Genomic DNA, 22,426 nt, shown 5'->3' with positions numbered 1-22,426 from the left:
CCCCCCTGTAAATACGTCTTTCTTGCATCCCGAATCGCCGATACCCTGCCGCTTGTCACCGACGGCTGTCAGCCGGAATAACCATCGACCAAATCGCCACAAGAGCATTGCGCAACAACTACGCGACCTCCGCGTGCTCCCGCAACCACGTCACCACATCCTCCGTCACTTCATCCCGATTCGTCTCATTCAATATCTCATGCCGCGCCGCCGGGTACAGCTTGACCGTCATATCGGCCACACCGGCGTCCCGATACCGCTGCCCCAGTTGCTCCAACAAGACGCCGCCTGCGGCCAGCGGGTCTGCGTCGCCGGATGCGATGAGGATGGGCAAGTCGCTGCGGATGCGCGCGAGTTGTGCGGGGTCGGCCAAGCGGGGGGCGGGGGCGAAGAGGGAGGGGATCACGTCGGGCGGCACGTCCCAGCCACACCACGGGTCGGCCACGTAGGCGTCCACCTCGGCAGCGTCGCGCGACAGCCATTCGTAGCCGGTGCGGTGCTCAAAGCCTGCGTTGAATGCCGCGAGCCCAGCGGGCGCATCGGCGGGGGCGTTGGCCATGGCAGCGGCCAACAGGTCGAGGGCGGTGGAGCCTGACAAGATGACGCCGGACCAGGTGGATGAATGGTCCAGGATGGCCGCCTGCGCTGCGAACGAGCCCATGGAGTGGCCGAACAAAAAGAGCGGGAGCTGCTGCGGCCCATGCTGCGCGCGCAGCAGCGCGCCGAACTGGGCCACGTCGGCAATGAGGCCGCCGAAGCCAGCGCTGCCAAAGTCACCCAGCTTGCCGCCTGCCGTGCGCCCGTGGCCGCGATGGTCCACGGCGTGGACGATGAAGCCTGCGGCGTTCAAGGCCCGCGCAAAGCGGTCGTAGCGCTCGCCATGCTCGGCAAGGCCGTGGGAGATTTGAACGACGCCCACTGGTTGACCCGGGGTTTGGGCCCAGGTGTAGGTGGTGACCTGGGTGCCGTCTGCGTTGGACTGGAAGGAGGAGGTGGTGGTGCTCATCGTTTCATTCTGGCACGGGGTTTGGTTGCCACGCCACGATGAAATTGCCACTGGCGTGGCCGCCACCGCTTTCAGCGTGGCGCGCGGGCCGCCTGCAATGCTGCGCGAATTGCACTGACCACCGCCTCGGGCTTCTCCAGTGGAATGCCGTGCCCGCTGTCCACCCACACCTGGGTGGAGCCGGGGTAGAGGTGGGCGAAGTCGGCGCGTTTTTGGCGCACCTCTTCGGCCAGCGCAGATGAAGCGCCTGGGGTTTGCAGTGCGCTGAGGACAAACACGGGCAGGGTTGGGTCCACCGGCAGGCTGACAACGCGCTGCCCGGTGGCATCCAGCGCTGCCAGCTCTTGTTTGACCACGTCAGAGGTGCCCAGGCGGAAGGCCACTTTCAGCCATGTCGGCCACAGGTCTGGGTTGCCAGCGCCTCGCATCTGCTCGGGGTGGGTGGAGTCCACCAGCACCAGCGCGGCCACCTCGGCGGGGTATTGACGCGCGTACAGCTGCATGTACAGGCCGCCCAGCGAGTGGCCGACCAGCACATAGGGCGGCGGTAGCTGGCGGACCCTGAGCAATGCCCGCAGCTCTTGCACCACCTGCGCCCCATCGCGCGGCTGGGGGGACGCATCGCTGCGGCCGTAGCCCGCGCGGTTGTAGGCCAGCGCGCGGGTCTCTGCCACGGTGTCGGGCCAGACCTTGGACCACCAGTCCAGCCGGGCGCCCAGCCCGTTCTCAAACACCACCACGGGGGTGCCCAGCCCTGCCTGCACGTATTCCACCGTGCGCCCGTCCACCGTGTCGGTGGTGGCGCCGGGCAAGCTGGCGCAACCGCTCAAGCAGACTGCCAGCAGCAGGCTGGCCCAGTGCCATCGGTTCATGGTCTCAAGTCCTTTGCATACAGGTTCATGGCCCGCAGGCCAAAGCAGCGTGGTGCCATTTAGAGCGGCTCACAAAGCTCAGCGAAGCGGTTCTGGCCAGGCGCTGTGTCGCAGGCAGTACGAGCAGTACGAAAAGACACAGCAACGACGCCAGAAGATTTTTGTGAGCCGCTCTTAGCAGCGGCCCGCCGTGCGCAGCAGAGCATTGCATTCCTTGGCCGCGCTGCGGCCCTGTGGCTGGGCGGCCGCTGCCGGTGCCTGGGCGCCACCAGTGCCCGCGCTGCCCACCATGGCGGTGCAGATGGCATCGGAGTGTGGTGTCTGGCCGAAGCTCATGGCTTTCTGAAAGCCCGTTGCACCGTACAGATAGCACCGGTAGCTGGCGCCGTCACGGGTGTTGACGGTGTAGTTGATGCGGCCGCCGGTTTCCTCCTGCCGGTCGGTGATGGTGAACTGGCCTGCCGTGCGGCCAATGGCTTGCGCAGTGCGCTGCTCCAGCCCCGCCTGGTCGAGGGTGGACGCGCAGCCGGTGAGAAATGCCACGGCTGCGACGAGGCCAGCAATGGAGGTAAGGGACAGGGGGTGGTTGCGATGGTTCATGGTGTGAGTGGCAGTGATGGGAGGTGGTGGGTGAGCGAGCGAAACCGTGTGTGCAACAAGATGGGTGATGACGGCCGGGCCGCAGCAAATCGAATATCTGGGGACCCTTCTGCGGCGCATGGGATGAACGCAGGGGACCAACAACACATCCGTGGGCAAGGCTCCGCCCGGCGGCCTTGTAAAGCCGCCAGCCTGTGTTGAAGTGGGTGGGTAAAACTCAGCCCGGTTTGCGGGCCACAATGAAGGCGCGGATGTCCTTGCCGCGCGTGCCGTGCCGCTCGGTGCAGACGATTTGCAGGCCCTGCTGCACCATGGCCGAGCGGAGCCGCTGTTCGTCAAAGGACAACACCGGAGGGGCCTTGCCGATGGCGCGCATCAGGGGCACGGCCAGGTAGGGGATCAGCGGGTTCATCTCTGCGATGCAGGCGGTCTTGGAGATCAGCAGCCCACCCGGGCGCAGCACCTTCACCAGTTGCCTGAGCGCGTCGTCCAGATCGCTCATCAGGTGCAGCACGTTGAAGGCCAGCACCGCGTCGTACACCTCTGGCCCAGGGGCCATGGCCTCGGCGTCGGCCACGGCGAAGCGTAAGGCTGCTGACGGTTGCGCGGCCAGCCGCTGGTGGGCGATGGCGATCATCTGCGACGACACATCGGTGGCCAGCAGGCTGCGGGTAAAGGGCGCCAGCCGCAGCGCCGTGCTGCCGGTACCGCAGCCAATCTCCAGCACGTCATCCTGGGGCGACAGCAGGCCTTGCACGCGCTGCAAGGTGGCCTCGTACCCTGCCAAGTCGGCAATGGGGTCGGCGGCGTACTTGGGTGCAATGCGGTCCCAGAAGCGCGCTTTGGCTGACGCAGCCGGCGGGGTGGCGGCGGAGGGCAATGCGCGAGTGGCGGGGGCAATGGCAGAAGACGACATGGTGTGCAGACCGGGTGAAGTGCTGAAGCGGCGAGGTAAAGAGGCAGTTTGTGGAGGCAAGTGCAATGAGCAACACCCAGATGCTATCCATGCATTGAAGCTCAGGAAACTGCGGTAAATTGCAGTGAACATATACGTTTACGCATGGATAACCTCGACTGGAACCAACTGAAGGCGTTTTTGCAAACGGCGCAAACCGGCTCGCTGTCTGCCGCCGCACGCAAGCTGGGCCTCACCCAGCCCACGCTGAGCCGGCAGGTGGCGGCCATTGAGCAGCAGATGGGCGTGACGCTGTTTGAGCGCGTGGGCAAATCCATGGTGCTCACGCCCACCGGGCTGGACCTGCTGGAACATGCCCGCGCCATGGGCACTGCTGCAGAGGCCCTGGGCCTGGCCGCCAGCGGGCGGTCGCAGGCGGTGGGGGGCGTGGTGTCGGTGTCAGCCACCGATGTAGTGGCGACGCACTTGCTGCCCCCGATCTTGCAACGCCTGCGGGCACAGGAGCCAGGCATTGCCGTGGAAGTCATCGCCTCCAACGCGCTGAGCGACCTGCTGCGCCGCGAGGCCGACATTGCCATCCGCCACGTGCAGCCCGAGCAGCCGGAGCTGATCGCCCGCCTGGTGCGCGAGGCCCGGGCGTGCTTTTACGCGTCGGAGAGCTGGGTGCAGGCCCACGGCCACCCGCGCAGCGCGGAGGACGCTGTGAATGCGGAGTTTGTGGGGTCAGACCGCAACGGCCAGTACCTTGCGTATCTGCGTCAGTACGGTTTGAGCCTGAGCGAAGACAACTTCACCTGCTACGCCGACCACACCGCCGCCCACTGGGCGCTGGTGCGCCAGGGCATGGGCATTGGTGCCATGATGGATGAGATCGCCCGCGAAACGCCGGGCATCGTCCGCGTGCTGGACGATGTGGCGCCGGTGCGCTTTCCCGTCTGGCTGGTGTCGCACCGCGAGTTGCGCACATCGCGACGGATTCGGGTGGTGTTTGAGGCGCTGGCCGAGGGGCTGTCGTTAGACCGCTGAACGCCCGCGCCAAGGGGTCGTGGAGGGCTTGCATGGCAAGGGTGAAAGGGCCACCGCAGCGCAAGGTGAAAGCAGGCGCACTACCCTCGCGCCACCACCTGAACACTCTGACCATGACCACACCGCGCGCCGCCGACTTGCCGAGCACCCACCCGAGCGCACCGCTGGACGCCGCCACCGTGGGCGAGATCATCCAGATGGCGCTGAGCGACCACGTGAGCTTTGCGCAGATCCGCGCCGTCCACGGCCTGCACCATGATCAAGTCAAGGTGCTGATGCGCACGCACCTGGCGCCGGGCAGCTACAGGGCGTGGCGCAAGCGGGTGAGGGAGTTTGGGGAGCGCCGGGAGAACTACAAGTAGGCGATGAGCAAGCGCCGCTCGCCACCTGTTCAGCACCCGTTCAGTCTGGTACCGGCAACATGGCGGCAAGGGTCAAGGCGGCATCTGACCCCGACCCTTCTCCACTTCTAGCCGCTGCAGGAACCACCATGAACACTGACCTCAAGAACTTTGTGCTCCCCATCGCCCGGGCCGTGTCCGCCACGCTGTTTTTTGTGTTCAGCGTGGCCTTTCTCTCGGTCCCGTACAGCCTGGAGCAAGACCCCAGCGATGCGCAGCAACTGACGCACCCAGTGGCCCCACGCCACATGACCTGAGCCCGAGTGCCAGCGCAAACCATCTGGATTGAGTGAAGGCCCATCAAGCGGGCAAATCCAGGCGGGCCCAGGCGGCCATCACATCCGGCTGCTTCTTGATCCAGTCGGCAGACATCATGTTGGCGCCCCAGTGGTGGATGCGCGCCACGCCCTCCCCCATGTTCCACAGGTGCCGCAATTGCAGAAAGAGCGGCAAGGCGGCGAGGTCGGCATCGGTGATGTGGCCGCCGCCTGCGCGGTAGCCGGCCAGGTACTGCTGCCAGCGCTTCAGCAGGGCTTCGTCGGGCTCCATGGGGGCTTTGCGCGGCAGGTTCGACCACAGCCATACGCACAGGTCATAAGCCAGGAACCCTGGCCCGGCGTCATCAAAGTCGAAGAATGCGGCGCGGCGCACACCCTTGGCATCGGTGTACACATGGTTGTTGAAGCCATGCGTGTCGCCGTGGCACATCACGCGGGTCAAGGTGCCTTCAACATCCGCCAACTCGCCCAGAAGGCGATGGATCAGTTCGCGGTAGGCATCCAGCACGGTGGGGGCCAGCTCAGGATGGGCGGCAAGGTACTCCAGCGTGCGGCCCGCCAGATGGTGGCCGTCCAGCACGTAGAAGCTTGCGGGGCCGGTGTAGCTTTGCGCGGCGCTGTGAATCTGTGCCAGCGTGGCGCCGGTCAGGTGCAGGTCTTCGGGCGTATCGGGCACGGCGCCGTCGCAGTGGCGGAACAGGACCAGCACACGAGGGCCCTCCGGGAACGACAGGGTCACGCTGGTCGTGCCGTTCGCAGCCAACACCGGAGAGGCCACACCCACGCCCTGCGCCTCCAAGTGAGCCAACAACGCCAGCTCAAAATCCACATTGAACGGACCGCGCGGTCGGATGGCGCAGAGCCTTGCCACGTATCGGCTGCCATCCGCTGCTCGCACCGCGTAGTTGTCATTGAGGTTGCGGCGGATCAGGTAGCACTGCTGCACGGGCAGGCCGTAGTGGCGCTCTACCCACTGCGCCACAGACGCGGCTGCGGCCGTGGTGTGGGAGGCAACCAGTGTTGTGTCGGGCGATGGGGTGGAATGCATGCGGCATTCTGCATGCAAGCAATACGGCGGTCGCGCACGGACAGTGGCACATGGCGTGCCTTTGATCAAAAGGCCTGCCAGCGCTTACTGCTGGTACGCAAGCAGTATCAAAACCATAGCACCGCGCGCCACGCTTACCAGGGGAGTGGGGCGCCGCTGTAGGCGTAGAAGCTACCGGTCTCCTCGGGCGCCAGCCCATCCAGTACCCGCAGCATGTCGCCCGCCGCATCCGCTGCCGGGCGGCCAATTTCTGCGCCATTGAACGGGGCCGACAAGGCCGAGTCGACGGTGCCCGGGTGCAGCGCCACCAGCACGGCCTGCGGGTGGGTGCGGGCCACTTCGATGGACGCCGTTTTGACCAGCATGTTGAGCGCGGCCTTGCTGGCGCGGTAGCTGTACCAGCCGCCCAGGCGGTTGTCGCCAATGCTGCCCACCTTGGCCGACAGCACCGCCAGCAAGCCGCGCCCCTGCTTGGGCAGCAGCGGTGCAAAGTGGGCCAGCACCAGCGCGGGGCCGAAGGTGTTGGTGCGGAAGGTGGCTTCCATCTGCGCGTAGTTCAACTGGCCCAGGCGCTTTTCAGGCATGCCGTGGGGGCCATGCAGCAGGCCAGCGGCTTGGATGATGCAGTGCCACGGCCCCTGGGCCTTGAGCTGGTGGGCGGCGGCGGCGATGGTGGCTTCATCGTCCAAGTCCACCGCCGGGGTGGTGTGGCGGCCCAGGCCCACGGCCAGCGCGCAGCGCGGTTCGGCCTGCAGGTGGGCGAGGAAGGCACTGCCAATCGCGCCTGTGGCGCCGATCACCAGGGCGCGGTAGCCATCAGGCAGCGACTGCAAAGAAGTGAACGGCGTTGCGGTAGATTGTGCTTGAGACATGGCGCGGTCCTGCGGTGAGGGTGTCGTGGGGTGGTTCGGCAAGCGGGCTACAGCGCATCCAGCCGCGTGCGCAGGCTGGCCGCATGCTCACGCAACGCATCCAGTTGCGGGCCTTGCATCTTTTGCAACTGGCGGTACACCATGCCGAGGCGGAAGTTGTTGCCCAGCGTGCCTTCGTGGCGCGCAAAAAAGTCCCAGTACAGCGCGTTGTACGGGCACGCCCTCTCACCGACTTTTTGTTTTTTGTCGTAGTGGCAGCCGCTGCAGTAGTCGCTCATGCGGTCGATGTAGGCGGCGCTACTCACATAGGGTTTGGTGGCCAGCAAGCCGCCGTCGGCAAACTGGCTCATGCCCACGGTGTTGGGCACTTCCACCCATTCAAAGGCGTCGATGTACACGCCCAGGTACCAGCGGTGCACGGCGGCAGGGTCGAGCCCCGCCAGCAGCGCAAAGTTGCCGATGACCATGAGGCGCTGGATGTGGTGGGCATACGCATGCTCCAGCGACTGGCCCACGGCGTGCTGCATGCAGCGCATGCGGGTGTTGCCCGTCCAAAACCAGTCAGGCAGCGGCGTGCTGTGGCACAGGGCGTTGCGCTCGTCGTAGCCGGGCATGTGGGCCCAGTAGATGCCGCGCACGTATTCGCGCCAACCGAGGATCTGGCGGATGAAGCCTTCCACCGCAGGCAGGGGCGCAGCGCCTGCGTGGTAGGCGGCCTGGGCGCGTTGCACCACCTCGTGCGGGCGCAGCATTTTGGTGTTGAGCGCGAAAGACAGCAGGGAATGAAAGAGCCGCGCGCTCTTGGTGCTCATGGCATCTTCGTAAGCGCCAAAGTCGGGCAGCGTGGTGGAGATGAAATGGTCCAGCCACGCCAGTGCCTCGGCCCTGTTGAGGGGCCAGCGCAATGCATGGGCCTGCGGGTTGCCAAAGCTTTGCACGCCCGCGGCCTGGATGGTGGCCCACAGTGCGCTGTGGTCGTGCGTGGGGCGGGCATCGGGCGGCAGCACGGGTGTGCCGGGCCAGGGCTTGCGGTTGTCGTGGTCGTAGTTCCACTGCCCCCCTTCGGGCTCACCCGCTGCGTCGATCAGCACGCTGTGGCGCTGGCGCATGCGACGATAGAAGTGCTCCATGAGCCACTGTTTGCGGCCTTGGAACACCTCGGCCATTTCGGTGCGGGTGGTATAGAAGTGCTCGCTGCTGACAGCCTGCACGGCAAAGGCTTGCTCTGCGCCCCAGGTGCGCAGTTGCTCGTCCAGCCGCCATTCGTCGGGGTGCTGGTATTGCAGCGTGTGCGCACCGTAGTGGGCCATGAGGGCGGCCAGGTTGTCGGGCATCGACTGGCGGTTGCTGGCGTCGTCAATCGCCACATAGCGCACGCGGTGCCCGGCCTCGCGCAGGTGGCGGGCCAGGTCGCGCATGGCGGCAAAAATGGCGAGTATCTTTTGCGCGTGGTGCAGCACATAGTCGGTCTCTTGCCGCACTTCCATCAGCACGTAGACCACGCCTTCGTCCAGCGTGGCAAACCACGAATGCTCGGGGTTGAGCTGGTCGCCCAGCAGCAGGCGCAGGGTGTGGGCACTCTGTAGGGTGGAGGGTTGTGGCGTGGTCATGCCGTGCCCCACATGCTGCGGTAGCTGCCGTCGGCATCGTGGTCTTGCGCCTGCTTGATGGGGTTGAAGCGCCGCCCCCCGCGCGGGTCGGTGCCGCGTCCCGCAATGTAGAGCCAGTTGGCCTGGTTGCTGTACACGTCGTAGTCCACCAGTTGCGATTCAAACCACGCCGCGCCCGCTCGCCAGTCGCCGCGCAGGTCGTAGATGAGGTAGCTGGCCACCACCTGGCGCAGGCGGTTGCTGAGGTAGCCGGTCGCAGCCAGCTCGCGCATGGCGGCATCGACCAGGGGCTGGCCCGTATCGCCCCGGCACCAGCGATCAAAACCGCGCGGGTTGTGCGGGGCGGGCGGCAGTTCTGACAGCCCGCGCGCCCGGTACAGCGCTGCACCGTATTGCAGGTGCAGCAGCCGGAAGTAATCGCGCCACAGCAGCTCAAACCACAACCAGTAGGTGCCGTCATTGGCGCCGTGGTCGCGCTCGAAATTTTTCAGATCGGCATAGATCTGGCGCGGAGACAGCGCGCCCGTAGCCAACCAGGGCGAGAACTTGCTGGAGTAATGAAGCCCCGTGAGCCCGTTGCGCGTGTCCTTGTAGCTGTGGGGCAACTTGCGGGCCAGGTACTGCGCCAGGTGGGCCAGCGCAGCGGCCTCGCTGCCATCACAGGCAGCGGTGCCGTAGGGGAAGGACGAGCGGGCATCGCTGCCCTGCGGCGGCGCGGGTTGCAGGATGGCTGCGGTGCCCTGCTCTGCCCCTAAGGCCTGCCGCACATGCGCGGGCACATCGGGTGGCGGCGGCAGTTTGGTCGGTAACGGCAATGGTGCGGCGGGGGCGATGCCCGCGCGCTCTACCTTCTGGCGAAAGCTGGTGAACACGCCGGGCAACTGGTCCACCGGCCAGGGCATACGCGCCGGAGGCAGCAAGCTGCTGTGCCACACGGTACGCACCTGCAAGCCAGCGGCGCGCAGTGCGGCCGCCTCGGCCTGTTCGTAGGGGGCCGCAATGTCTTCGCACACCACGGTGGTGGCACCCACGGCCTGGGCCAGTTGCAGCAAGGCGGTGGCAGGCGGGGCCTGGCAGATGAGCAGTGGGTTGCCCAGCGCGCTCGCTTGTTGATGCAGCCCGCGCAGCGCAGCGGCGGTGAAGGCGCGGCGGTGCGCGCCCACGCGGGCAAAGCCCCACGGCGTGGATTCATCAGGCGCAGGCAGGCACACCACGGGTAGCAGGTGAGTGGCACCGCTGGTGAGGGCTGAACGCAGCGCGGGTTGGTCGTGCAGGCGCAGGTCGTTACGAAACCAGAACAGCACGGTGCTCATGCAGCGCCCTCCCCTGCGGCCTTGTCGGTGCGTTTGCGTTCGCTGCGGCAGCGGTCGGAGCAGTACTTCACCTCGTCCCACACCTTCTCCCACTTCTTGCGCCAGGTGAAGGGCAGGCCGCAGTGTTGGCAGGTCTTTTGCGGCAGGTCGGATTTTTTGCGCATGCGCATGGTTCAAAAGTCCAGGGTTTGCTGCTGGGGGTGCTGGGCGGCGTAGAGTGCGCGGGTCCGGGCGCGTGCCTGGGGGCTGCCGCCATCGCGAAACTGGCGGGAGCCGTGCTTTTCCACAATCGCAGCCTGGGCGGCGCGCACGGTGGGCTGGGCGCGCAGGCCGTGCACGCGGGCCTTGGCCGTGCGGGTGGCGGTGTCCAGCTCCACTAGCGGCACGGCAATGTCGTGGCCCACGCGCACGCCGCAGCGGGCCTGCACATCGGGCGGCATGCGCCAGGGCTCCAGCAGCCAGGCATCGGGCACGCGGCGCAAGGCGGGCAGCCACTGACGCACAAAGTGGCCGTGGGGGTCGTGGTCTTGCGCCTGCTTGATGGGGTTGTAGACGCGGGTGGTGTTGATGCCCGTGGTGCCCGCCTGCATTTGCATCTGACTCCAGTGGATGCCGGGCTCGTAATCGAGAAACTGGCGGGCCAGCCATTCACCCACAGGCCGCCAGTGCAGCCACAGCGGGTACGAGGCCACCGACACCAGCATGGCGCGCATGCGGAAGTTGACCCATCCCGTCTCGCGCAGCATGGCCACGCAGGCATCGACCATGGGCCAGCCGGTGCGCCCGGCCACCAGGGCCTCGAAGTGAGCGGGGGTCCATTCCGCTTCGCGCAGGCCGTTGTAGCCCCGGTGCAGGTTGTGGTGCTCCAGCGCGGGTTCCGATTCAAGCTTCTGGATGAAATGGCAATGCCAGTGCAGGCGGCTCATGAAGGCCGTCAAGCCTTTGCGCTGCCACGCAGCTCCAAAGTCGGTGCTGGCCTTGAGTTGCTGCTGGCGCCGCTGGGTGGCCTGCACCACCTCGCGCATGCCCAGGCAACCCAATGCCAGGTAGGGCGACAGGCGCGAGCAGGCGCTGGGCGCTGTCAGCGGCGACGAAATGCCGCCCCGGTAGCCCTGGCTGCGCTCCGCCAAAAAGTCTTGCAGCACGCGCAGGCCTTCTTTGCGCCCCCCGCGCTGGCGCTGGGGTGGGTCATGCGCGGGCAGGCCCAGTTCAGCCCCGCTGGGCCAGGGCTGTGCAGGCCACGGCAACGTACGGGCCTGCAAGAGATCAGGCCCGGGGGCGAGCACCACTGGTGCGTGCATGTGGGCCTGCCAGTGTCCCTGCCAATCATCGCGTGAGCGCAGGCGGCGCACCACGCCGTGCTGCGGCCATTCGCGCCATGCTACGCCCAGCGTGCGGCACCACCGGCCCACGGCCAAGTCGCGGGAATAGGTGTGGGCGTTGCCGGTTTCTTCGTGCGCGACAAGAGTGTGGAAAGGGGCCAGTGCATGCAGGCGGGCCAGTACGTCCACCATCTCGCCCACGGCCACCTGAAGCGTGGCGCCGCGCCGCTGCAGGGCCTGGGCCAGGTCGTGCAGGCTTTCTTGCAGAAAGTGATAGTGCTGCAGGGCGACATCAGGCTGCGCGCACAGGCTGGGCTCGACGACATACAGACACAGCACCGGGCCCTGGGCGGCGGCGTGCCGCAGCGGGGCGTGGTCGTGCACACGCAAGTCGCGCTTGAACCAGACCACGGTGTAGCTCATGGCACAAGCCCTGTGCGCACAGATCAGGCGGCTGCGACCTGTCGCGCCAGCGCCAGGCCGCTGAGCCAGGCGCCCTCGACCTTGCCGCCATTCAGCCAGTCACCACACAGCCCCAGGCGGGCATTGGCGTCCCACCAGCAGCCCAAGGTCAGTGCGGGTTCGGTATCCGCATAGCGCCAACGGTGCGCCGTGGCAGCCAGGGGTGTGGGGCCGCCCAGGGCCGCAAAGGCGGCGAGCAAGGCAGCGGTGACGCTGTCCGCGCTGTCTTCGATATGCGCCTCGCTCCACTCGGCACTGGCGTGCAAAAGCCACGTTTCTGGCCCCGTACGGCCGGGCTTGCTGCTATCACGCGCCACCCAGCGCAGCGGGCCGGTGTTGATGAAGGCGCCGTCCCAAGGCAAGGCCACAGGCGAGGCATAACGCAACATGACGGCCCAGCTGCCCCGCATGCGGGCACTGACTGCGACCGCAGCGCCGACAGGGGCCACCTGGGTCAACAGCGGCGGCACCTGAGGCGCGGGCACAGCCAACAGCACAGCGCGGTAGCGCTGCGCATGCAGCCCCTGCTCTGCGCAAGTGATGGCCCATCCTTCGGGGTGCCTCTCCAGCCGCTGCACGGTGGTCTGCCACTGGGTGTGGGTGCGCTCGCCGGCCTGTGCCAGGCCCTGCACCAGCCAAGCAGCGGGCGATGTCATGCGCGGTGTACCCACAAAACGCTCAAGGGGCGTGTGCGGGGTGGTCCAGCCAGTGCCATCAAAACTTGCCAGGCGTGCACCCCACGGGGCGGCCACACCGGCCTGCTGCCACCGGGCAACTTCTGAGCGAAAAGCGGCGTCACGTGCGGTGAAATACTGCGCGCCGTGGTCGCACTGCCAGGGGCCGTTGTCGTCCTCCGCGCGCCGGGTGCTCATGCGGCCCGACGGCCCCCGGCTCTTGTCGAAAACATGCACCGTATGTCCCGCCTGCAGCAGCGCCTGCGCACACGATAGGCCCGCCAGACCTGCACCGATGACGGCGATGGGTTGTGACATCGTCAAAACACTCATGGCTGCGGGTCGGTGCGTTCTTGGGCTACCCAGATCAGCGCCTGGGTATCGATGCCCAATGCCTGTGCGCGGGCCAAAAGTTGCTCGCGCACAGCAGGCTGCAGCTGCTTCGTCCGTGACAGGATCCAGCAGTAGCTGCGGTCCGGCCCCACCACCAGCGCCCATTGGTAATCGGCATCCAGCGCGGCCACGTGGTAGCCGCCGTAGAACGGGCCAAAAAACGAGACCTTGAGCGAGGCGGTGTTGGTGTCGCCGGTGAATTTGGCTTTGCCCTCCGCCTGGCGCCAATCGCCCTTGCCCGTATCGAAACCGCGGTTGAGCACGCGCACGCTGCCATCTGCCTGGCGCTGGTAGGTGGCGCTCACGTCCGTCATGCCGCGCTCGAAAGAATGGTCCAGCCGCGCCACCTCGTACCAGCGGCCTTCGTACCGGGCCAGATCAAACGGGGTGACGGGGGTGACACCGGGAGGCGGCGAGGTGGATGAGCAGCCCACCAAGGCCACGACAAAAGACGCCGCTAAAAGCAGCACCGAACGGCGGACCCAAGGAAATAGCAGAGCCATAAATTACCAATCAGTCACAAAACAAACAGAATAGTAAACCACTCTGCTGCAGCAACGGTACAAGCCTGAAGTCGGCGCGGTCTCATGACCCACTCCACGCCCCGTAAACTCGCACCATGACCCTTCAAATCACCGTGTATTCCAAGTCTGCCTGCCCGCAGTGCGAGTCGGCCAAGATGCTCCTCAAATCCCGCGCCCTGCCCTACGAGGAAATCAAGATCGATGACGAAGCCGAGCGCCTGGCGTTCTATGCCAAGTGCGGGCCATCGGTGCGGCAGATGCCACAAATTTTCATCAATGACCAGCGCGTGGGCGGACTCGCCGGGTTGCAAGCCGCGCTGGCGCAGCTGGGCGCCTGAACGCCTTTTCCGACATCAGCGGGCAGTGCAATCGGGGGGCGTGGATGCACTGGGCGCCCCGCATGGGCTGATGCACATGCCACTAGCCGGGGCGCCCAGTCCCCCTTCGTGGCTCCACGCCTTCCGGCAGAGCGCTCGCACACACCCTGAAAGACCTTGAACAGTCGTTCTACCGGTACTGCGCGGCCGTGATGAACTGGCCGAAGGTCTCACACCACACGATCACGGTGTTGAACCGTGCGGGGTCCACGCCCTGCGGCACCGGAACGATGAAGTTGTTAAACGTCTTCACATCCCCCACCCGCAGCATTTGTGGCTTGAGGCGCTGAAAGTCCGCCTCTGTCTCCACAAACGCAGGCGACAGGTACAGCTTGTAGTCGGGCCCCGGTGCCAGCTTGCCTGCCAGGCTGATGGCTTGCGGGCCAATCGACACCACGCCCTCGCCCCAGTGCAGGGCGTCGCTGTCCTTCAGATCGCGGCGAAAGGTGGCTTTCCATGCTGCCGTGGGCAGGCTTGCCTGCACCTCCTGCAGCGTAGGGGCTGCGGGCGCGATCAGGATCGGCAACCAGTACACACCCGCAGCGAACCCCACAGCCAGGGTGAGCAAATGCGAGGCGATCAACAAGAACGGTTTCATGGCGGTAGGCAACAAACAGTTGGAGCCAATGTACCGCCAGTCGCGTCACCCCGCCCGAGCCAAAAACCCGTCTACCAGTGCGAAATGCTCGGGCACGTTCAGTGCTGGCGCATGGCCGCAACCGGGCACCTCGACCACCTGGGCCAGCCCCCGGGCACCCGGGCCGCGCGTGAGCATTTCGGCGGTGACATCCGGGAGCACCAGGTCAGACTCCGCCCCGCGCAGGCACAGCACTGGAATGCTGAGCGCGTCGTAGTGGTCCCAGATCAGGTAGTCATTGGCATGGTGTGTGAACTGCTGCACCATGGCGGGGTCGTAGTGCGGCGTCACACGTCCGTCGGCAAGGCGGCGCGTGCTGCTCTCGGTCAGCCGACGCCACTGCGCGTCGCTCAGCCAGCCGTAAGGCTTGTACACCTGCCTGAAGAACGCCTCCAGCTCCATCACCGTATCGAACGCCGGCGGGTGGCCCGCGTAGGCCTTGATGCGCTCCAGCGCGGCATCGGCCAGGCGCGGTGCGTTGTCGTTGAGCAGCAGGCTGGTGATGCGGCCCTTGAGCTGCGGCTCGAACAGACCCGATGCGCACACCGTGCCGATGGCTCCACCCATCGACGTGCCCACCCAGTGCGCTTTCTCGATCCCCAACTGGTCAAACAGGCTGGCCGCAATGCGCGCGTAGAACGACAGGCGGTACTCGTCGTGCGGCGCGCGCGCCCACTGGCTAAGGCCTCGGCCCAGGGTGTCGGGGCAGATCACGCGGTAGCGCGGTGCCAGGTGCGCGGCCAGCTCGTCCATGTCGCGCCCGGTGCGCGCAAGACCATGCCATGCAATCACCACCGGCGCGTCACGCGCACCCCACTCCATGTAGTGGATTTCATAGCCAGCACAGGTGGCGTAGTGCGAGGTGGGGGACATGATGGCGACCTTGTGGAACAGAGAAGAAAAAAGTGAAGCGTCGGCGGCTCACTTCATGAGACGGCCGTTGCTGCCGATGACGGTAACCTCGACATAGCGCGAGCCGATGCGGTTGGTGGGCGAATAGCCCAGCGTGATACCGCCGAGGTCATAGCTTTGCAGTGACTCCAGCGCCTTCACAACCTTAGCGCGTGTGGGCGCAGGCCCGGCGCGGCGCAGGGCCTCGACCAGCACCTTGGCACCCAAAAACTGCTCGAAGCTGGTGTAGTTGACCTCGGCCTCAGGCGCGTACTTCTTCAGCAACGTCTGGTACTCGCGCACCACGGGCAGTTGCGGGCGGTAGGGGTACGGCACCACCTGACTGATGCCCAGGCCGTGGGCGTTCTTCAGGCCCGCGAGCTTGACCAGCTCCGTCGGGTCCACCACCGAGATGTTGTACAGCTGCGCGCCGCCGCCCTGCTCGCGGTAGCGCTGGATGAAGGCCGCCGCAGGCTTGTTCACCGCAATCATGATGACCGCATGCACATCGGCAGCCTTGATGGCCTTGACGGCGTCATCCACCTTGTCGGTATTGCGCTCATAGCCTGCTGACACCACGAGCTTGAGGCCACGCTTGGCCAGTGCCGCCTCCACGCCCGCCAGGCCCGCCTTGCCGAATCCGTCGTCCTGGTACATCACGGCCACGCGGTTCATGCCCAGGGTGGTGAGCTGCTGCACCATGTGCTCGGTTTCGTCCACATAACCCGCACGCACATGAAAGATCCAGGGGTTGAACGGGCTGCGCAACGACTCGCCACCGGTGTACGGCGCCACCAGCGCGGCGCCGCCCTGCTCCAGCACGCCATCGGAAAGCAGCTGGGTGATGTTGGCCGTGCCTGCAAAGCCGTAGAGCGCCACCACCTCGGGCTTGGCCAGCAGCTCGCGGGTGCGGGCCACCGTGTCTGCCACCTTGTAGCCATCGTCGGCCACCGCCTGGCGAATGCTGGCGCCGTGCACGCCACCCTGTGCATTGACCCAGTCAAAATAAATCTTGCCGCCCAGCACCATCTGCGCGCCGGTGCTGGCCAGCACGCCAGACAGCGGGGCCACCTGCCCCACCACCACATCGGCAGCCCTCGCGGGCACCGAAACGCCTGCGGCCAGTGCCACCATCAGCGCGCCACTCCACCTCAGGGCGGCCGACGCGCGGCGTGCCCAACTCTTCACAGTGTTCATTGGTTCCATCCTTGTGATGACTGCGCCTTCAATGGCCCGGGCGGCATGCGCCGGCAGTGCACGAGTCCCGGGCTTCCACATAGGTCGTTCAGCGTCCCGGTCAGTCAGGGATGGAGATGGCGCCCGCCGTGATGGCAATGGCGTTGGCGGCAGCGGGCGTGGTGGCCAGCGGCGGCACGTTGGCGGCGGTGATGGCCGGGGCGCTGCCAGGTGTGCCGCCACGTGGCACCGTGCGCACCACCTGGCTGGCGGGCAGCGCCTTGCCGTTGGCGAGGTGGTCGTACACGGCGTCGAGCGCGTGGTTCAGGTACACGTGCAGCGGTACATAGCGGCTGTCATAACCCGGCAGCACGGTAGGCAAGCCGATGAAGCTGTCGAAGTGCTGGGCATTGGCCACTTCCACATAGCTGAGCTTGCTGGCGGCGCCTTCGACCTTCTTGTTCAGCGCAGCGTAGGGGCGCGACGTATGGCTCACGGGTAGCAGTGCATCGGCACGGCCATGCACGATCACGGCGGGCTTGCCGCGCAGGTTGCCGTTGCGGCGGGTTTCCTGAACACCGGCCTGCAGCTTCTTGGCAGCAGCGTCGTTGCCGGTGACGAGGTTGCGCAGGCACAGCGCGCCGCTCAGGTTCCAGTCGGCCACGCCAGCGTCCGACACCGACAGGAAGTCGCGTGCCGGGCCCAGCTTGCCCAGGTTGTTGACCAGGTTGATGCCGCCCGATGGAGGCACGCCATTGCCCGTGGCAAACATGCCAGCGAGGGCTGCGGGTGCCAGTGATGTCACCGCGCCCGTAGCCGCTGTGGCCGCGTAGCTGAAGCCGCACAGGTGGTCCTTGACACTGGCACGCGACAGGCTGTTGGCGAACGTGACGGCCACCGCCGGAGCGACTTCAAAAGCAGCCAGCGATGCATGCAGGTCGTTGGACTCCGGCTCCCAGCCGTAGGCGCGCAGCTTTTGCAAAGCCTCTTCGGCCTGCGTGGCCGTGGTGGAGGCCGTGAGCAGACCTGCGGATTTGAGTGAAGCGCAGCGATTGGGCGCAATGGGCAGGGCCGCACTGCCGAAGCCCGCTGCAAAAGCGGCTGCGTAGGGGCTGGTGCTGACCGATGGCGCGAGCGACGCGCAGGCCTGGTACAGATTGGCGTAGGTCGTGAAGTCCACCAGCGTCTTGCCGGTGACGGCCACCTCAGCACTGCCACGGCGCACCGTGATGCCGGGGTTGGCTGGCATCTCGATGGCAGGCTCGGACACGGCCACGCCGCTGATGAGGCCCTGGGTGTCCAGCTCGGCCGCAGCAATCGCGGAGCCGCCACCGTTCGAGATGCTGGATGCAATCACGATGGTGTTGGCCGGGGTCAGCGTCTTGAGGCGCTGGCCCGCTGCATCGGTGGCGCCATAGCGCTGGTTGAGCACGTAGTAGCCAAACTCCACCGCCTGCAGGGTGGTGGTGCCCCAGTCCTTCTCGGCATTCTGACCCGAGTGCGCGTGTTTGAAGGCAAAGCGGTTGGGGGTGGCGGTGTTGAAGGCTGCCAGCTCGGTAGCGGTGAGCCCTGCGTTGAAGGCCGCCGCCTTGCCCGCTGCCGTGGCAGTGGTGCGGGTGCCGTCAATCAGCGGCACGGTGTCGTTTTGCAGGTCGTGCGGAGCACCGCCCGTGCCCTTGTCAGAGTACGCCACGGCGCAGCCCTTCTTCAGGCCCCACTCGCCCGTGGAGATGCCGCCGTACACACCGCGCGACCCCGAAGCCGTGGCGGTGATCATGCAGGGCTTCTTGGGGTCGAAGCTGGCAGGCACCTGCACCATGAGGGTGACGTTCTTGCGGCCCATGCCGTCGTCGGCAAACGCGATGTATTCGGTGCCCGCCACCTTGCCCTCGCCGGTGGTGACCTTGCCCTGCGCATCCACATTGGGGCCATACAGCGTGCCGTAGCCGCCGGCCGCCGTCATGTCGAGCATGGCACGGTAATTGGTGTGGATGGCGGTGCGGCGCAGCTCGGCCGCCGTGGGCTTGAGCGGGTCAGCATAGGCCGGCGGCACGGCGGCAGCCAGGCCCGTGGCGCCCAGACCCGCGGTGAGCAGGTCGTTGCTGCTGCCGTCGTACGTGGCCTCGCTGATCGCACCCAGGTAAGCGGGCTTGGTGTTGAGTGCGGCGCTGTCGCCATCACTTCCGCCGCAGGCGGCCAGCACGGCTGCAGCCAGCACGGCGGGAACGAACGGACGAGAAAAGGGACGAAAACGCGGGTTCTTCATGCTCATCTTCATGTGCTTGTCTCCTGGAGTTTTTTCTTTGCGTCTTGTTGCACAGCTCATCCACACACCCAGGCCACGCCAGTCACCCGGCGCGGCTGGGCCACTCACCCCACCTTGCGCGCAGCTGCCGCGCGCAGGCGCCCCACCACACCGGTGGGGAAGTAGTAAACGGACAGAACGAACAGCACGCCCAGCCACAGCAGCCAGCGGTCGGGCGACAGCAGCGCCGACAGCCAGGGCAGGCCCGACGTGGCCTCGCTGCCCAGGCGCAGCAGATCCTGCAGGTAGCTTTGCGCCACCAGAAAGAGCACGGCGCCAATGGCCGAGCCGTAGATGGTGCCCATGCCGCCGATCACCACGATGAGCAGGCAGTCCATCATGATTTCGAAGCTCAGGGACGTATCCGGCCCGTTGTAACGCAGCCAGAGCGCCAGCATGGCGCCTGCCATGGTGGCAAACAGCGCCGACAGCACGCTGGACGTGGTGCGATACGCCACCACGCGGTAGCCAATGGCCTCGGCGCGGAACTCGTTCTCGCGGATGGCCTGCAGCACGCGGCCGAAGGGTGAATTGACGATGCGCAGCAGCGCCAGCACCAGCGCCACGGCCGTGACAAAGAGCAGGTAGTAGCAGATCAGCCGCCCATCGATGCTCACGCCCAGGAAGGGGTCGTCAAACGGCTCGAAGCTGGGCGACAGGAACTCGGGCACCTTGAAAGTCAAGCCGTCTTCGCCGCCGGTGATGTCCGACAGCTGCGAGGCCAGCGTCTGGAATGCAGCCGCCACGGCCAGCGTGATCATGGCAAAGAAGATGGCCCGCACCCGCAACGAGAAGAGCCCCACCGCCAGCGACAGCAGCAGCGAGAGCACCAGCGCCCCGGCCAGCCCCACCAGCAGCGCCGACCACGTGGGCCCCATGCGGGTGGTGGCCACGGCAATGCCATAGGCCCCGATGCCAAAGAACATGGTGTGCGCAAAGCTCACGATGCCGGTGTAGCCCAAGAGCAGATCGAAGCTGGCGACCAGCACCACAAAGATCAGCACCTTGGCTGCCACGGACAGCGCCTTGACACCCGGGAAGAGGAACGGCGCGAACGCCAGGCTCACAAAGATGGCCACCAGAATCACCGCCAGCACCTTGCTGCGCGGATAGTCGCCAGAGAGAAGTCGGTTCAGCATGTCAGTCGGCTCCTCATCAGCGGTTGGCCACGGGATAGACGCCCTGCGGGCGCCACAAGAGAATGGCCACCATCAACGCGATGTTGGAGAACAGCGCCACCTTGGGCACCAGGAAGCCGGTGTAGTTGGCCATCAGCCCCACCAGCAGCGCACCGATGAGCGCGCCGCCGGTGCTGCCCAGGCCGCCGATGATGATCACGATGAAGATCAGCACGTTGACCTGCGCGCCCATCTGGGGCACCACGTTCTGCTGGTACAGGCCCCACATCACACCGCCCAGGCCCGCCAGAGCCGAGCCCACCACGAACACGCCCACAAACAGGCGGCGGATGCGGTAGCCCAGGCTTTCGACCATCTCGCGGTCTTGCACGCCAGCGCGGATCAGCAGGCCGACCTTGGTGCGCGACAGCGTCCAGGCCAACACGCCAAACACCAGCAGGCCCACGGCCACCGCGACGAGGCGGTATTTTTCGATGGCAGCATCGCCCACCAGCAGCGAGCCGCGCATGCCCTCGGGCAATGGCAGCGGGATCTGCGCGGGGCCCCAGATGACCTTGATGAGTTCTTCACCAATGATCATGCCGCCCATGGTGATGAGGATCTGCTTCAGGTGCTGGCCGTACACGGGCCGCACGATGAAGCGCTCGAACGCCAGGCCCACGGCCCCGGCCACCGCCATGGCCACCACCATGGCGGGGAGCACGGCCATCAGGTTGCGCCACAGCTCGGCACTCTGGGTGTAGTCGCCCATCGCGCCCAGCACGCTGGTGGCCACAAACGCACCCAGCGCAATGAACACGCCATGGCCAAAGTTCAGCACATCCATCAGACCAAACACCAGCGTGAGGCCCGAGGCAATGATGAAGATGATCATGCCCATGGCCAGCCCCGCCACCGTGAGCGTGAGCCAGGTGCTGGGCGAGCCGATGAAGGGCAGCACCAGCAGCGCCAGCGCCGGCACCAGTGCCAGGGGCTTCCAGTCGAAATCGCGGGTGACGCTCATGCCCGACCTCCAGCGGCAGTCGCCGCACCACGTACATTAGCTACACATTTGATAGCTATCAGGGCAATAGATACCTGCGCTACCGCCCGAAAACATCTGAAATTGCTCACACGACTCATAGCGCCAACCCCAGCAGCGAGCGCTGCAGTTCTTCGTCTTGCGCCAGCGCGGCCATGCTGCCCGCATGCACCACCTGGCCGTTGTCCATCACGGCCACGGTGTCACCCAGCCGCTTGGCGAAATTGATGTTCTGCTCGACGAGCAGGATGGTCACACCGCTCCTCTTGAGCTGGTCGAACGCATCGATCATGTTGTTGATGATGGCGGGCGCGAGGCCCTTGCTGGGCTCATCCACGATGAGCAGATCGCGCGGCTCGACGATGGCGCGGCTCACGGCCACCATCTGCTTTTGGCCGCCGCTGAGCTTGCCGGCGGGGTGGTTCCAGAACTTCTCCACCGCGGGGAAGAGCTTGAAGATCCACTGCAAGCGCGCCTCATCCATCTGCGCGGCGTTGCGTGCACTGCGTGCGGCCAGCAGCATGTTTTCCTTCACTGTGAGGTCGGCAAAGATGCCCATGTTCTCGGGCACATAGGCGATGTTCAGGCCCGCGATGGCAGGCGTATTCATCGCGGTGATGTCTTTGCCACCAAAGTGGATGGAGCCCTGCGACGCATGCCACAGGCCCATGATGGTGCGCAGCGTGGTCGTCTTGCCTGCGCCGTTGCGGCCCAGCAGCATGGTGAGCTGCCCTTTGGGCACAGCCAGGTCAACGCCGTGCAGGATGTGGTACGCGCCGATGTGCGTGTGCACACCCTTGAGTTCGAGCAGGTTGGTCGTTGGTGTCGTGCTCATGCGGCCTCCTTCTCTGCGTCCTTGGAGACGCCCAGGTAAGCCTCTTGCACCACGGGCGATGCGATCACCTCGGCTGGCGGGCCATCGGCCACCAGCGTGCCGTTGGTCAGCACGATGATGCGGTCGGCCAGCTCGCGCACCACGTCCATCTTGTGCTCCACCAGCAGGATGATCTTGGTCTTGTCCTTCTTCAGCTCGCGGATCAGGTTCAGGATCACGGGCGCCTCGTCATGGCTCATGCCGGCCGTGGGCTCGTCGAACATGTAGACCTGCGGCTCCAGCGCCATGAGCAGTGCCACTTCGAGCTTGCGCTGGTCGCCATGCGGCAAGCTGGCCACGGGCGTGTCGGCCCGGTCGGTCATGGCCACGGCCTGCAGGATCACGCGGGCGCGCTGGGTCAGCGCGTTGTGGTCGCTCCAGATACTCCACAGGTTCATGCCCCGGCGGTGCTTGCCTTCTTGTGTGGCCTGCACGGCCAGGCGCACGTTCTCCAGCACGCTGAGGTTGGGGAACAGGTTGGTGAGCTGGAACGCCCGGCCCAGGCCCGCGTGCGTGCGTGCCGAGACGGACTGGCCCGTGAGGTCCTGCCCGCCCAGCATCACGCTGCCGCTGGTGGCCTTGAGTTGCCCCGAGATGAGGTTGAAGTAGGTGGTCTTGCCCGCACCGTTGGGGCCCACGATGGCGGTCAGCGTGCCGGGCTCGAACGAGCAGGTCACGCCGTTGACCGC

General features: G+C 66.1%; 24 protein-coding genes. 4 read left to right on the top strand and 20 right to left on the bottom strand.

The annotated features are described in order from the left end of the window. Nucleotides 1-118: 118 nt before the first annotated feature. The 4 genes from AC04MI_RS06735 to AC04MI_RS06720 all read right to left on the bottom strand — a co-directional run bounded on the left by AC04MI_RS06735 (nt 119) and on the right by AC04MI_RS06720 (nt 3,394). Nucleotides 119-1,006, bottom strand: coding sequence for an alpha/beta fold hydrolase (locus AC04MI_RS06735; RefSeq protein WP_436079110.1), 888 nt, complete (start codon nt 1,004-1,006; stop codon nt 119-121). Between the two features lie 71 nt (nt 1,007-1,077). Continuing rightward, complete coding sequence (locus AC04MI_RS06730) at nt 1,078-1,878, bottom strand: alpha/beta fold hydrolase (RefSeq protein ID WP_436079111.1); 801 nt, start codon at nt 1,876-1,878, stop codon at nt 1,078-1,080. 174 nt (nt 1,879-2,052) lie between these two features. Then, complete coding sequence (locus AC04MI_RS06725; RefSeq protein WP_436079112.1) at nt 2,053-2,478, bottom strand: hypothetical protein; 426 nt, start codon at nt 2,476-2,478, stop codon at nt 2,053-2,055. A gap of 217 nt (nt 2,479-2,695) precedes the next feature. After that, a complete protein-coding gene (locus AC04MI_RS06720) occupies nt 2,696-3,394 on the bottom strand; it encodes a class I SAM-dependent methyltransferase (protein ID WP_436079113.1) in 699 nt (232 codons plus the stop codon). A gap of 144 nt (nt 3,395-3,538) precedes the next feature. Here AC04MI_RS06720 and AC04MI_RS06715 point away from each other — a divergent pair, with 144 nt between their 5' ends. The 3 genes from AC04MI_RS06715 (at nt 3,539) to AC04MI_RS06705 (ending at nt 5,078) form a co-directional block, all read left to right on the top strand. Next, nucleotides 3,539-4,420 (top strand): LysR family transcriptional regulator, encoded by an 882-nt coding sequence (locus AC04MI_RS06715; RefSeq protein ID WP_056747102.1) that lies wholly within the window; start codon nt 3,539-3,541, stop codon nt 4,418-4,420. A gap of 113 nt (nt 4,421-4,533) precedes the next feature. Then, nucleotides 4,534-4,782 (top strand): DUF2805 domain-containing protein, encoded by a 249-nt coding sequence (locus tag AC04MI_RS06710; RefSeq protein ID WP_056747101.1) that lies wholly within the window; start codon nt 4,534-4,536, stop codon nt 4,780-4,782. A 128-nt stretch (nt 4,783-4,910) separates the two neighbouring features. Continuing rightward, on the top strand, nt 4,911-5,078 hold the full coding sequence (locus AC04MI_RS06705; RefSeq protein WP_156379521.1) for a hypothetical protein: 168 nt from the start codon (nt 4,911-4,913) through the stop codon (nt 5,076-5,078). A 43-nt stretch (nt 5,079-5,121) separates the two neighbouring features. Here the strand turns inward: AC04MI_RS06705 and AC04MI_RS06700 are convergent, their stop codons facing one another. From AC04MI_RS06700 to AC04MI_RS06665, 8 genes are all read right to left on the bottom strand, one after another. Next, the gene (locus tag AC04MI_RS06700) at nt 5,122-6,147 is read right to left on the bottom strand and encodes a phosphotransferase enzyme family protein (RefSeq protein WP_436079114.1); all 1,026 of its coding nucleotides are present in this window, start codon (nt 6,145-6,147) and stop codon (nt 5,122-5,124) included. 134 nt (nt 6,148-6,281) lie between these two features. Beyond that, nucleotides 6,282-7,019: an SDR family NAD(P)-dependent oxidoreductase gene (locus AC04MI_RS06695; RefSeq protein WP_436079115.1), complete on the bottom strand. Its 738-nt coding sequence runs from the start codon at nt 7,017-7,019 to the stop codon at nt 6,282-6,284. 47 nt (nt 7,020-7,066) lie between these two features. Continuing rightward, nucleotides 7,067-8,629 carry a cryptochrome/photolyase family protein gene (locus AC04MI_RS06690; RefSeq protein WP_436079116.1) on the bottom strand — a complete coding sequence of 521 codons (1,563 nt, stop codon included), beginning with the start codon at nt 8,627-8,629 and terminating at the stop codon, nt 7,067-7,069. Beyond that, nucleotides 8,626-9,942, bottom strand: coding sequence for a DASH family cryptochrome (locus AC04MI_RS06685; RefSeq protein ID WP_436079117.1), 1,317 nt, complete (start codon nt 9,940-9,942; stop codon nt 8,626-8,628). The genes AC04MI_RS06690 and AC04MI_RS06685 overlap by 4 nt, the downstream gene beginning before the upstream one ends. Next, the gene (locus AC04MI_RS06680) at nt 9,939-10,112 is read right to left on the bottom strand and encodes a DUF2256 domain-containing protein (RefSeq protein ID WP_099730703.1); all 174 of its coding nucleotides are present in this window, start codon (nt 10,110-10,112) and stop codon (nt 9,939-9,941) included. The genes AC04MI_RS06685 and AC04MI_RS06680 overlap by 4 nt, the downstream gene beginning before the upstream one ends. 3 nt (nt 10,113-10,115) lie before the next feature. After that, nucleotides 10,116-11,687 (bottom strand): cryptochrome/deoxyribodipyrimidine photo-lyase family protein, encoded by a 1,572-nt coding sequence (locus AC04MI_RS06675; RefSeq protein WP_436079118.1) that lies wholly within the window; start codon nt 11,685-11,687, stop codon nt 10,116-10,118. A 23-nt stretch (nt 11,688-11,710) separates the two neighbouring features. Next, nucleotides 11,711-12,718, bottom strand: a complete 1,008-nt coding sequence (locus tag AC04MI_RS06670; protein WP_436079119.1) for an NAD(P)/FAD-dependent oxidoreductase — start codon at nt 12,716-12,718, stop codon at nt 11,711-11,713. An 11-nt stretch (nt 12,719-12,729) separates the two neighbouring features. Continuing rightward, the gene (locus AC04MI_RS06665; RefSeq protein ID WP_436079120.1) at nt 12,730-13,296 is read right to left on the bottom strand and encodes a lipocalin family protein; all 567 of its coding nucleotides are present in this window, start codon (nt 13,294-13,296) and stop codon (nt 12,730-12,732) included. A 116-nt stretch (nt 13,297-13,412) separates the two neighbouring features. On the opposite strand from AC04MI_RS06665, the gene AC04MI_RS06660 reads away from it, so the two are divergent. Then, complete coding sequence (locus AC04MI_RS06660) at nt 13,413-13,655, top strand: glutaredoxin family protein (protein WP_476497396.1); 243 nt, start codon at nt 13,413-13,415, stop codon at nt 13,653-13,655. A gap of 169 nt (nt 13,656-13,824) precedes the next feature. On the opposite strand, the gene AC04MI_RS06655 is transcribed toward AC04MI_RS06660, so the two are convergent. The 8 genes from AC04MI_RS06655 to AC04MI_RS06620 form a co-directional block, all read right to left on the bottom strand. Beyond that, entirely contained in the window at nt 13,825-14,292 is a 468-nt protein-coding gene (locus AC04MI_RS06655; RefSeq protein WP_056747093.1) for a DM13 domain-containing protein, read from the bottom strand. Between the two features lie 45 nt (nt 14,293-14,337). Then, on the bottom strand, nt 14,338-15,204 hold the full coding sequence (locus AC04MI_RS06650) for an alpha/beta fold hydrolase (protein WP_056747092.1): 867 nt from the start codon (nt 15,202-15,204) through the stop codon (nt 14,338-14,340). A 48-nt stretch (nt 15,205-15,252) separates the two neighbouring features. After that, on the bottom strand, nt 15,253-16,419 hold the full coding sequence (locus tag AC04MI_RS06645) for an ABC transporter substrate-binding protein (protein ID WP_056064584.1): 1,167 nt from the start codon (nt 16,417-16,419) through the stop codon (nt 15,253-15,255). Nucleotides 16,420-16,519: 100 nt separating this feature from the next. Continuing rightward, nucleotides 16,520-18,676 (bottom strand): D-(-)-3-hydroxybutyrate oligomer hydrolase, encoded by a 2,157-nt coding sequence (locus AC04MI_RS06640; protein WP_436079122.1) that lies wholly within the window; start codon nt 18,674-18,676, stop codon nt 16,520-16,522. Nucleotides 18,677-18,768: 92 nt separating this feature from the next. Continuing rightward, the gene (locus tag AC04MI_RS06635) at nt 18,769-19,842 is read right to left on the bottom strand and encodes a branched-chain amino acid ABC transporter permease (protein ID WP_436079123.1); all 1,074 of its coding nucleotides are present in this window, start codon (nt 19,840-19,842) and stop codon (nt 18,769-18,771) included. A 16-nt stretch (nt 19,843-19,858) separates the two neighbouring features. Beyond that, nucleotides 19,859-20,845 carry a branched-chain amino acid ABC transporter permease gene (locus AC04MI_RS06630; protein WP_056064590.1) on the bottom strand — a complete coding sequence of 329 codons (987 nt, stop codon included), beginning with the start codon at nt 20,843-20,845 and terminating at the stop codon, nt 19,859-19,861. Nucleotides 20,846-20,960: 115 nt separating this feature from the next. Further along, nucleotides 20,961-21,698 (bottom strand): ABC transporter ATP-binding protein, encoded by a 738-nt coding sequence (locus AC04MI_RS06625; RefSeq protein WP_436079124.1) that lies wholly within the window; start codon nt 21,696-21,698, stop codon nt 20,961-20,963. Further along, a partial coding sequence (locus AC04MI_RS06620) for an ABC transporter ATP-binding protein (RefSeq protein WP_476497393.1) occupies nt 21,695-22,426 on the bottom strand: 732 nt, incomplete at its 5' end. The genes AC04MI_RS06620 and AC04MI_RS06625, both read right to left, overlap by 4 nt.

Source organism: Acidovorax sp. LjRoot204 (assembly GCF_056175785.1).
The sequence above is the reverse complement of the archived record's forward strand: the minus strand, read 5'-3'. Positions and strand labels throughout refer to the sequence as shown.

What these genes read in the sequence shown, in the direction of transcription:
- AC04MI_RS06735 (WP_436079110.1), bottom strand. Translation starts at nt 1,006, where the DNA reads ATGAGCACCACCACCTCCTCCTTCCAGTCCAACGCAGACGGCACCCAG.
- AC04MI_RS06730 (WP_436079111.1), bottom strand. Translation starts at nt 1,878, where the DNA reads ATGAACCGATGGCACTGGGCCAGCCTGCTGCTGGCAGTCTGCTTGAGC.
- AC04MI_RS06725 (WP_436079112.1), bottom strand. Translation starts at nt 2,478, where the DNA reads ATGAACCATCGCAACCACCCCCTGTCCCTTACCTCCATTGCTGGCCTC.
- AC04MI_RS06720 (WP_436079113.1), bottom strand. Translation starts at nt 3,394, where the DNA reads ATGTCGTCTTCTGCCATTGCCCCCGCCACTCGCGCATTGCCCTCCGCC.
- AC04MI_RS06715 (WP_056747102.1), top strand. Translation starts at nt 3,539, where the DNA reads ATGGATAACCTCGACTGGAACCAACTGAAGGCGTTTTTGCAAACGGCG.
- AC04MI_RS06710 (WP_056747101.1), top strand. Translation starts at nt 4,534, where the DNA reads ATGACCACACCGCGCGCCGCCGACTTGCCGAGCACCCACCCGAGCGCA.
- AC04MI_RS06705 (WP_156379521.1), top strand. Translation starts at nt 4,911, where the DNA reads ATGAACACTGACCTCAAGAACTTTGTGCTCCCCATCGCCCGGGCCGTG.
- AC04MI_RS06700 (WP_436079114.1), bottom strand. Translation starts at nt 6,147, where the DNA reads ATGCATTCCACCCCATCGCCCGACACAACACTGGTTGCCTCCCACACC.
- AC04MI_RS06695 (WP_436079115.1), bottom strand. Translation starts at nt 7,019, where the DNA reads ATGTCTCAAGCACAATCTACCGCAACGCCGTTCACTTCTTTGCAGTCG.
- AC04MI_RS06690 (WP_436079116.1), bottom strand. Translation starts at nt 8,629, where the DNA reads ATGACCACGCCACAACCCTCCACCCTACAGAGTGCCCACACCCTGCGC.
- AC04MI_RS06685 (WP_436079117.1), bottom strand. Translation starts at nt 9,942, where the DNA reads ATGAGCACCGTGCTGTTCTGGTTTCGTAACGACCTGCGCCTGCACGAC.
- AC04MI_RS06680 (WP_099730703.1), bottom strand. Translation starts at nt 10,112, where the DNA reads ATGCGCATGCGCAAAAAATCCGACCTGCCGCAAAAGACCTGCCAACAC.
- AC04MI_RS06675 (WP_436079118.1), bottom strand. Translation starts at nt 11,687, where the DNA reads ATGAGCTACACCGTGGTCTGGTTCAAGCGCGACTTGCGTGTGCACGAC.
- AC04MI_RS06670 (WP_436079119.1), bottom strand. Translation starts at nt 12,718, where the DNA reads ATGTCACAACCCATCGCCGTCATCGGTGCAGGTCTGGCGGGCCTATCG.
- AC04MI_RS06665 (WP_436079120.1), bottom strand. Translation starts at nt 13,296, where the DNA reads ATGGCTCTGCTATTTCCTTGGGTCCGCCGTTCGGTGCTGCTTTTAGCG.
- AC04MI_RS06660 (WP_476497396.1), top strand. Translation starts at nt 13,413, where the DNA reads ATGACCCTTCAAATCACCGTGTATTCCAAGTCTGCCTGCCCGCAGTGC.
- AC04MI_RS06655 (WP_056747093.1), bottom strand. Translation starts at nt 14,292, where the DNA reads ATGAAACCGTTCTTGTTGATCGCCTCGCATTTGCTCACCCTGGCTGTG.
- AC04MI_RS06650 (WP_056747092.1), bottom strand. Translation starts at nt 15,204, where the DNA reads ATGTCCCCCACCTCGCACTACGCCACCTGTGCTGGCTATGAAATCCAC.
- AC04MI_RS06645 (WP_056064584.1), bottom strand. Translation starts at nt 16,419, where the DNA reads ATGAACACTGTGAAGAGTTGGGCACGCCGCGCGTCGGCCGCCCTGAGG.
- AC04MI_RS06640 (WP_436079122.1), bottom strand. Translation starts at nt 18,676, where the DNA reads ATGAAGATGAGCATGAAGAACCCGCGTTTTCGTCCCTTTTCTCGTCCG.
- AC04MI_RS06635 (WP_436079123.1), bottom strand. Translation starts at nt 19,842, where the DNA reads ATGCTGAACCGACTTCTCTCTGGCGACTATCCGCGCAGCAAGGTGCTG.
- AC04MI_RS06630 (WP_056064590.1), bottom strand. Translation starts at nt 20,845, where the DNA reads ATGAGCGTCACCCGCGATTTCGACTGGAAGCCCCTGGCACTGGTGCCG.
- AC04MI_RS06625 (WP_436079124.1), bottom strand. Translation starts at nt 21,698, where the DNA reads ATGAGCACGACACCAACGACCAACCTGCTCGAACTCAAGGGTGTGCAC.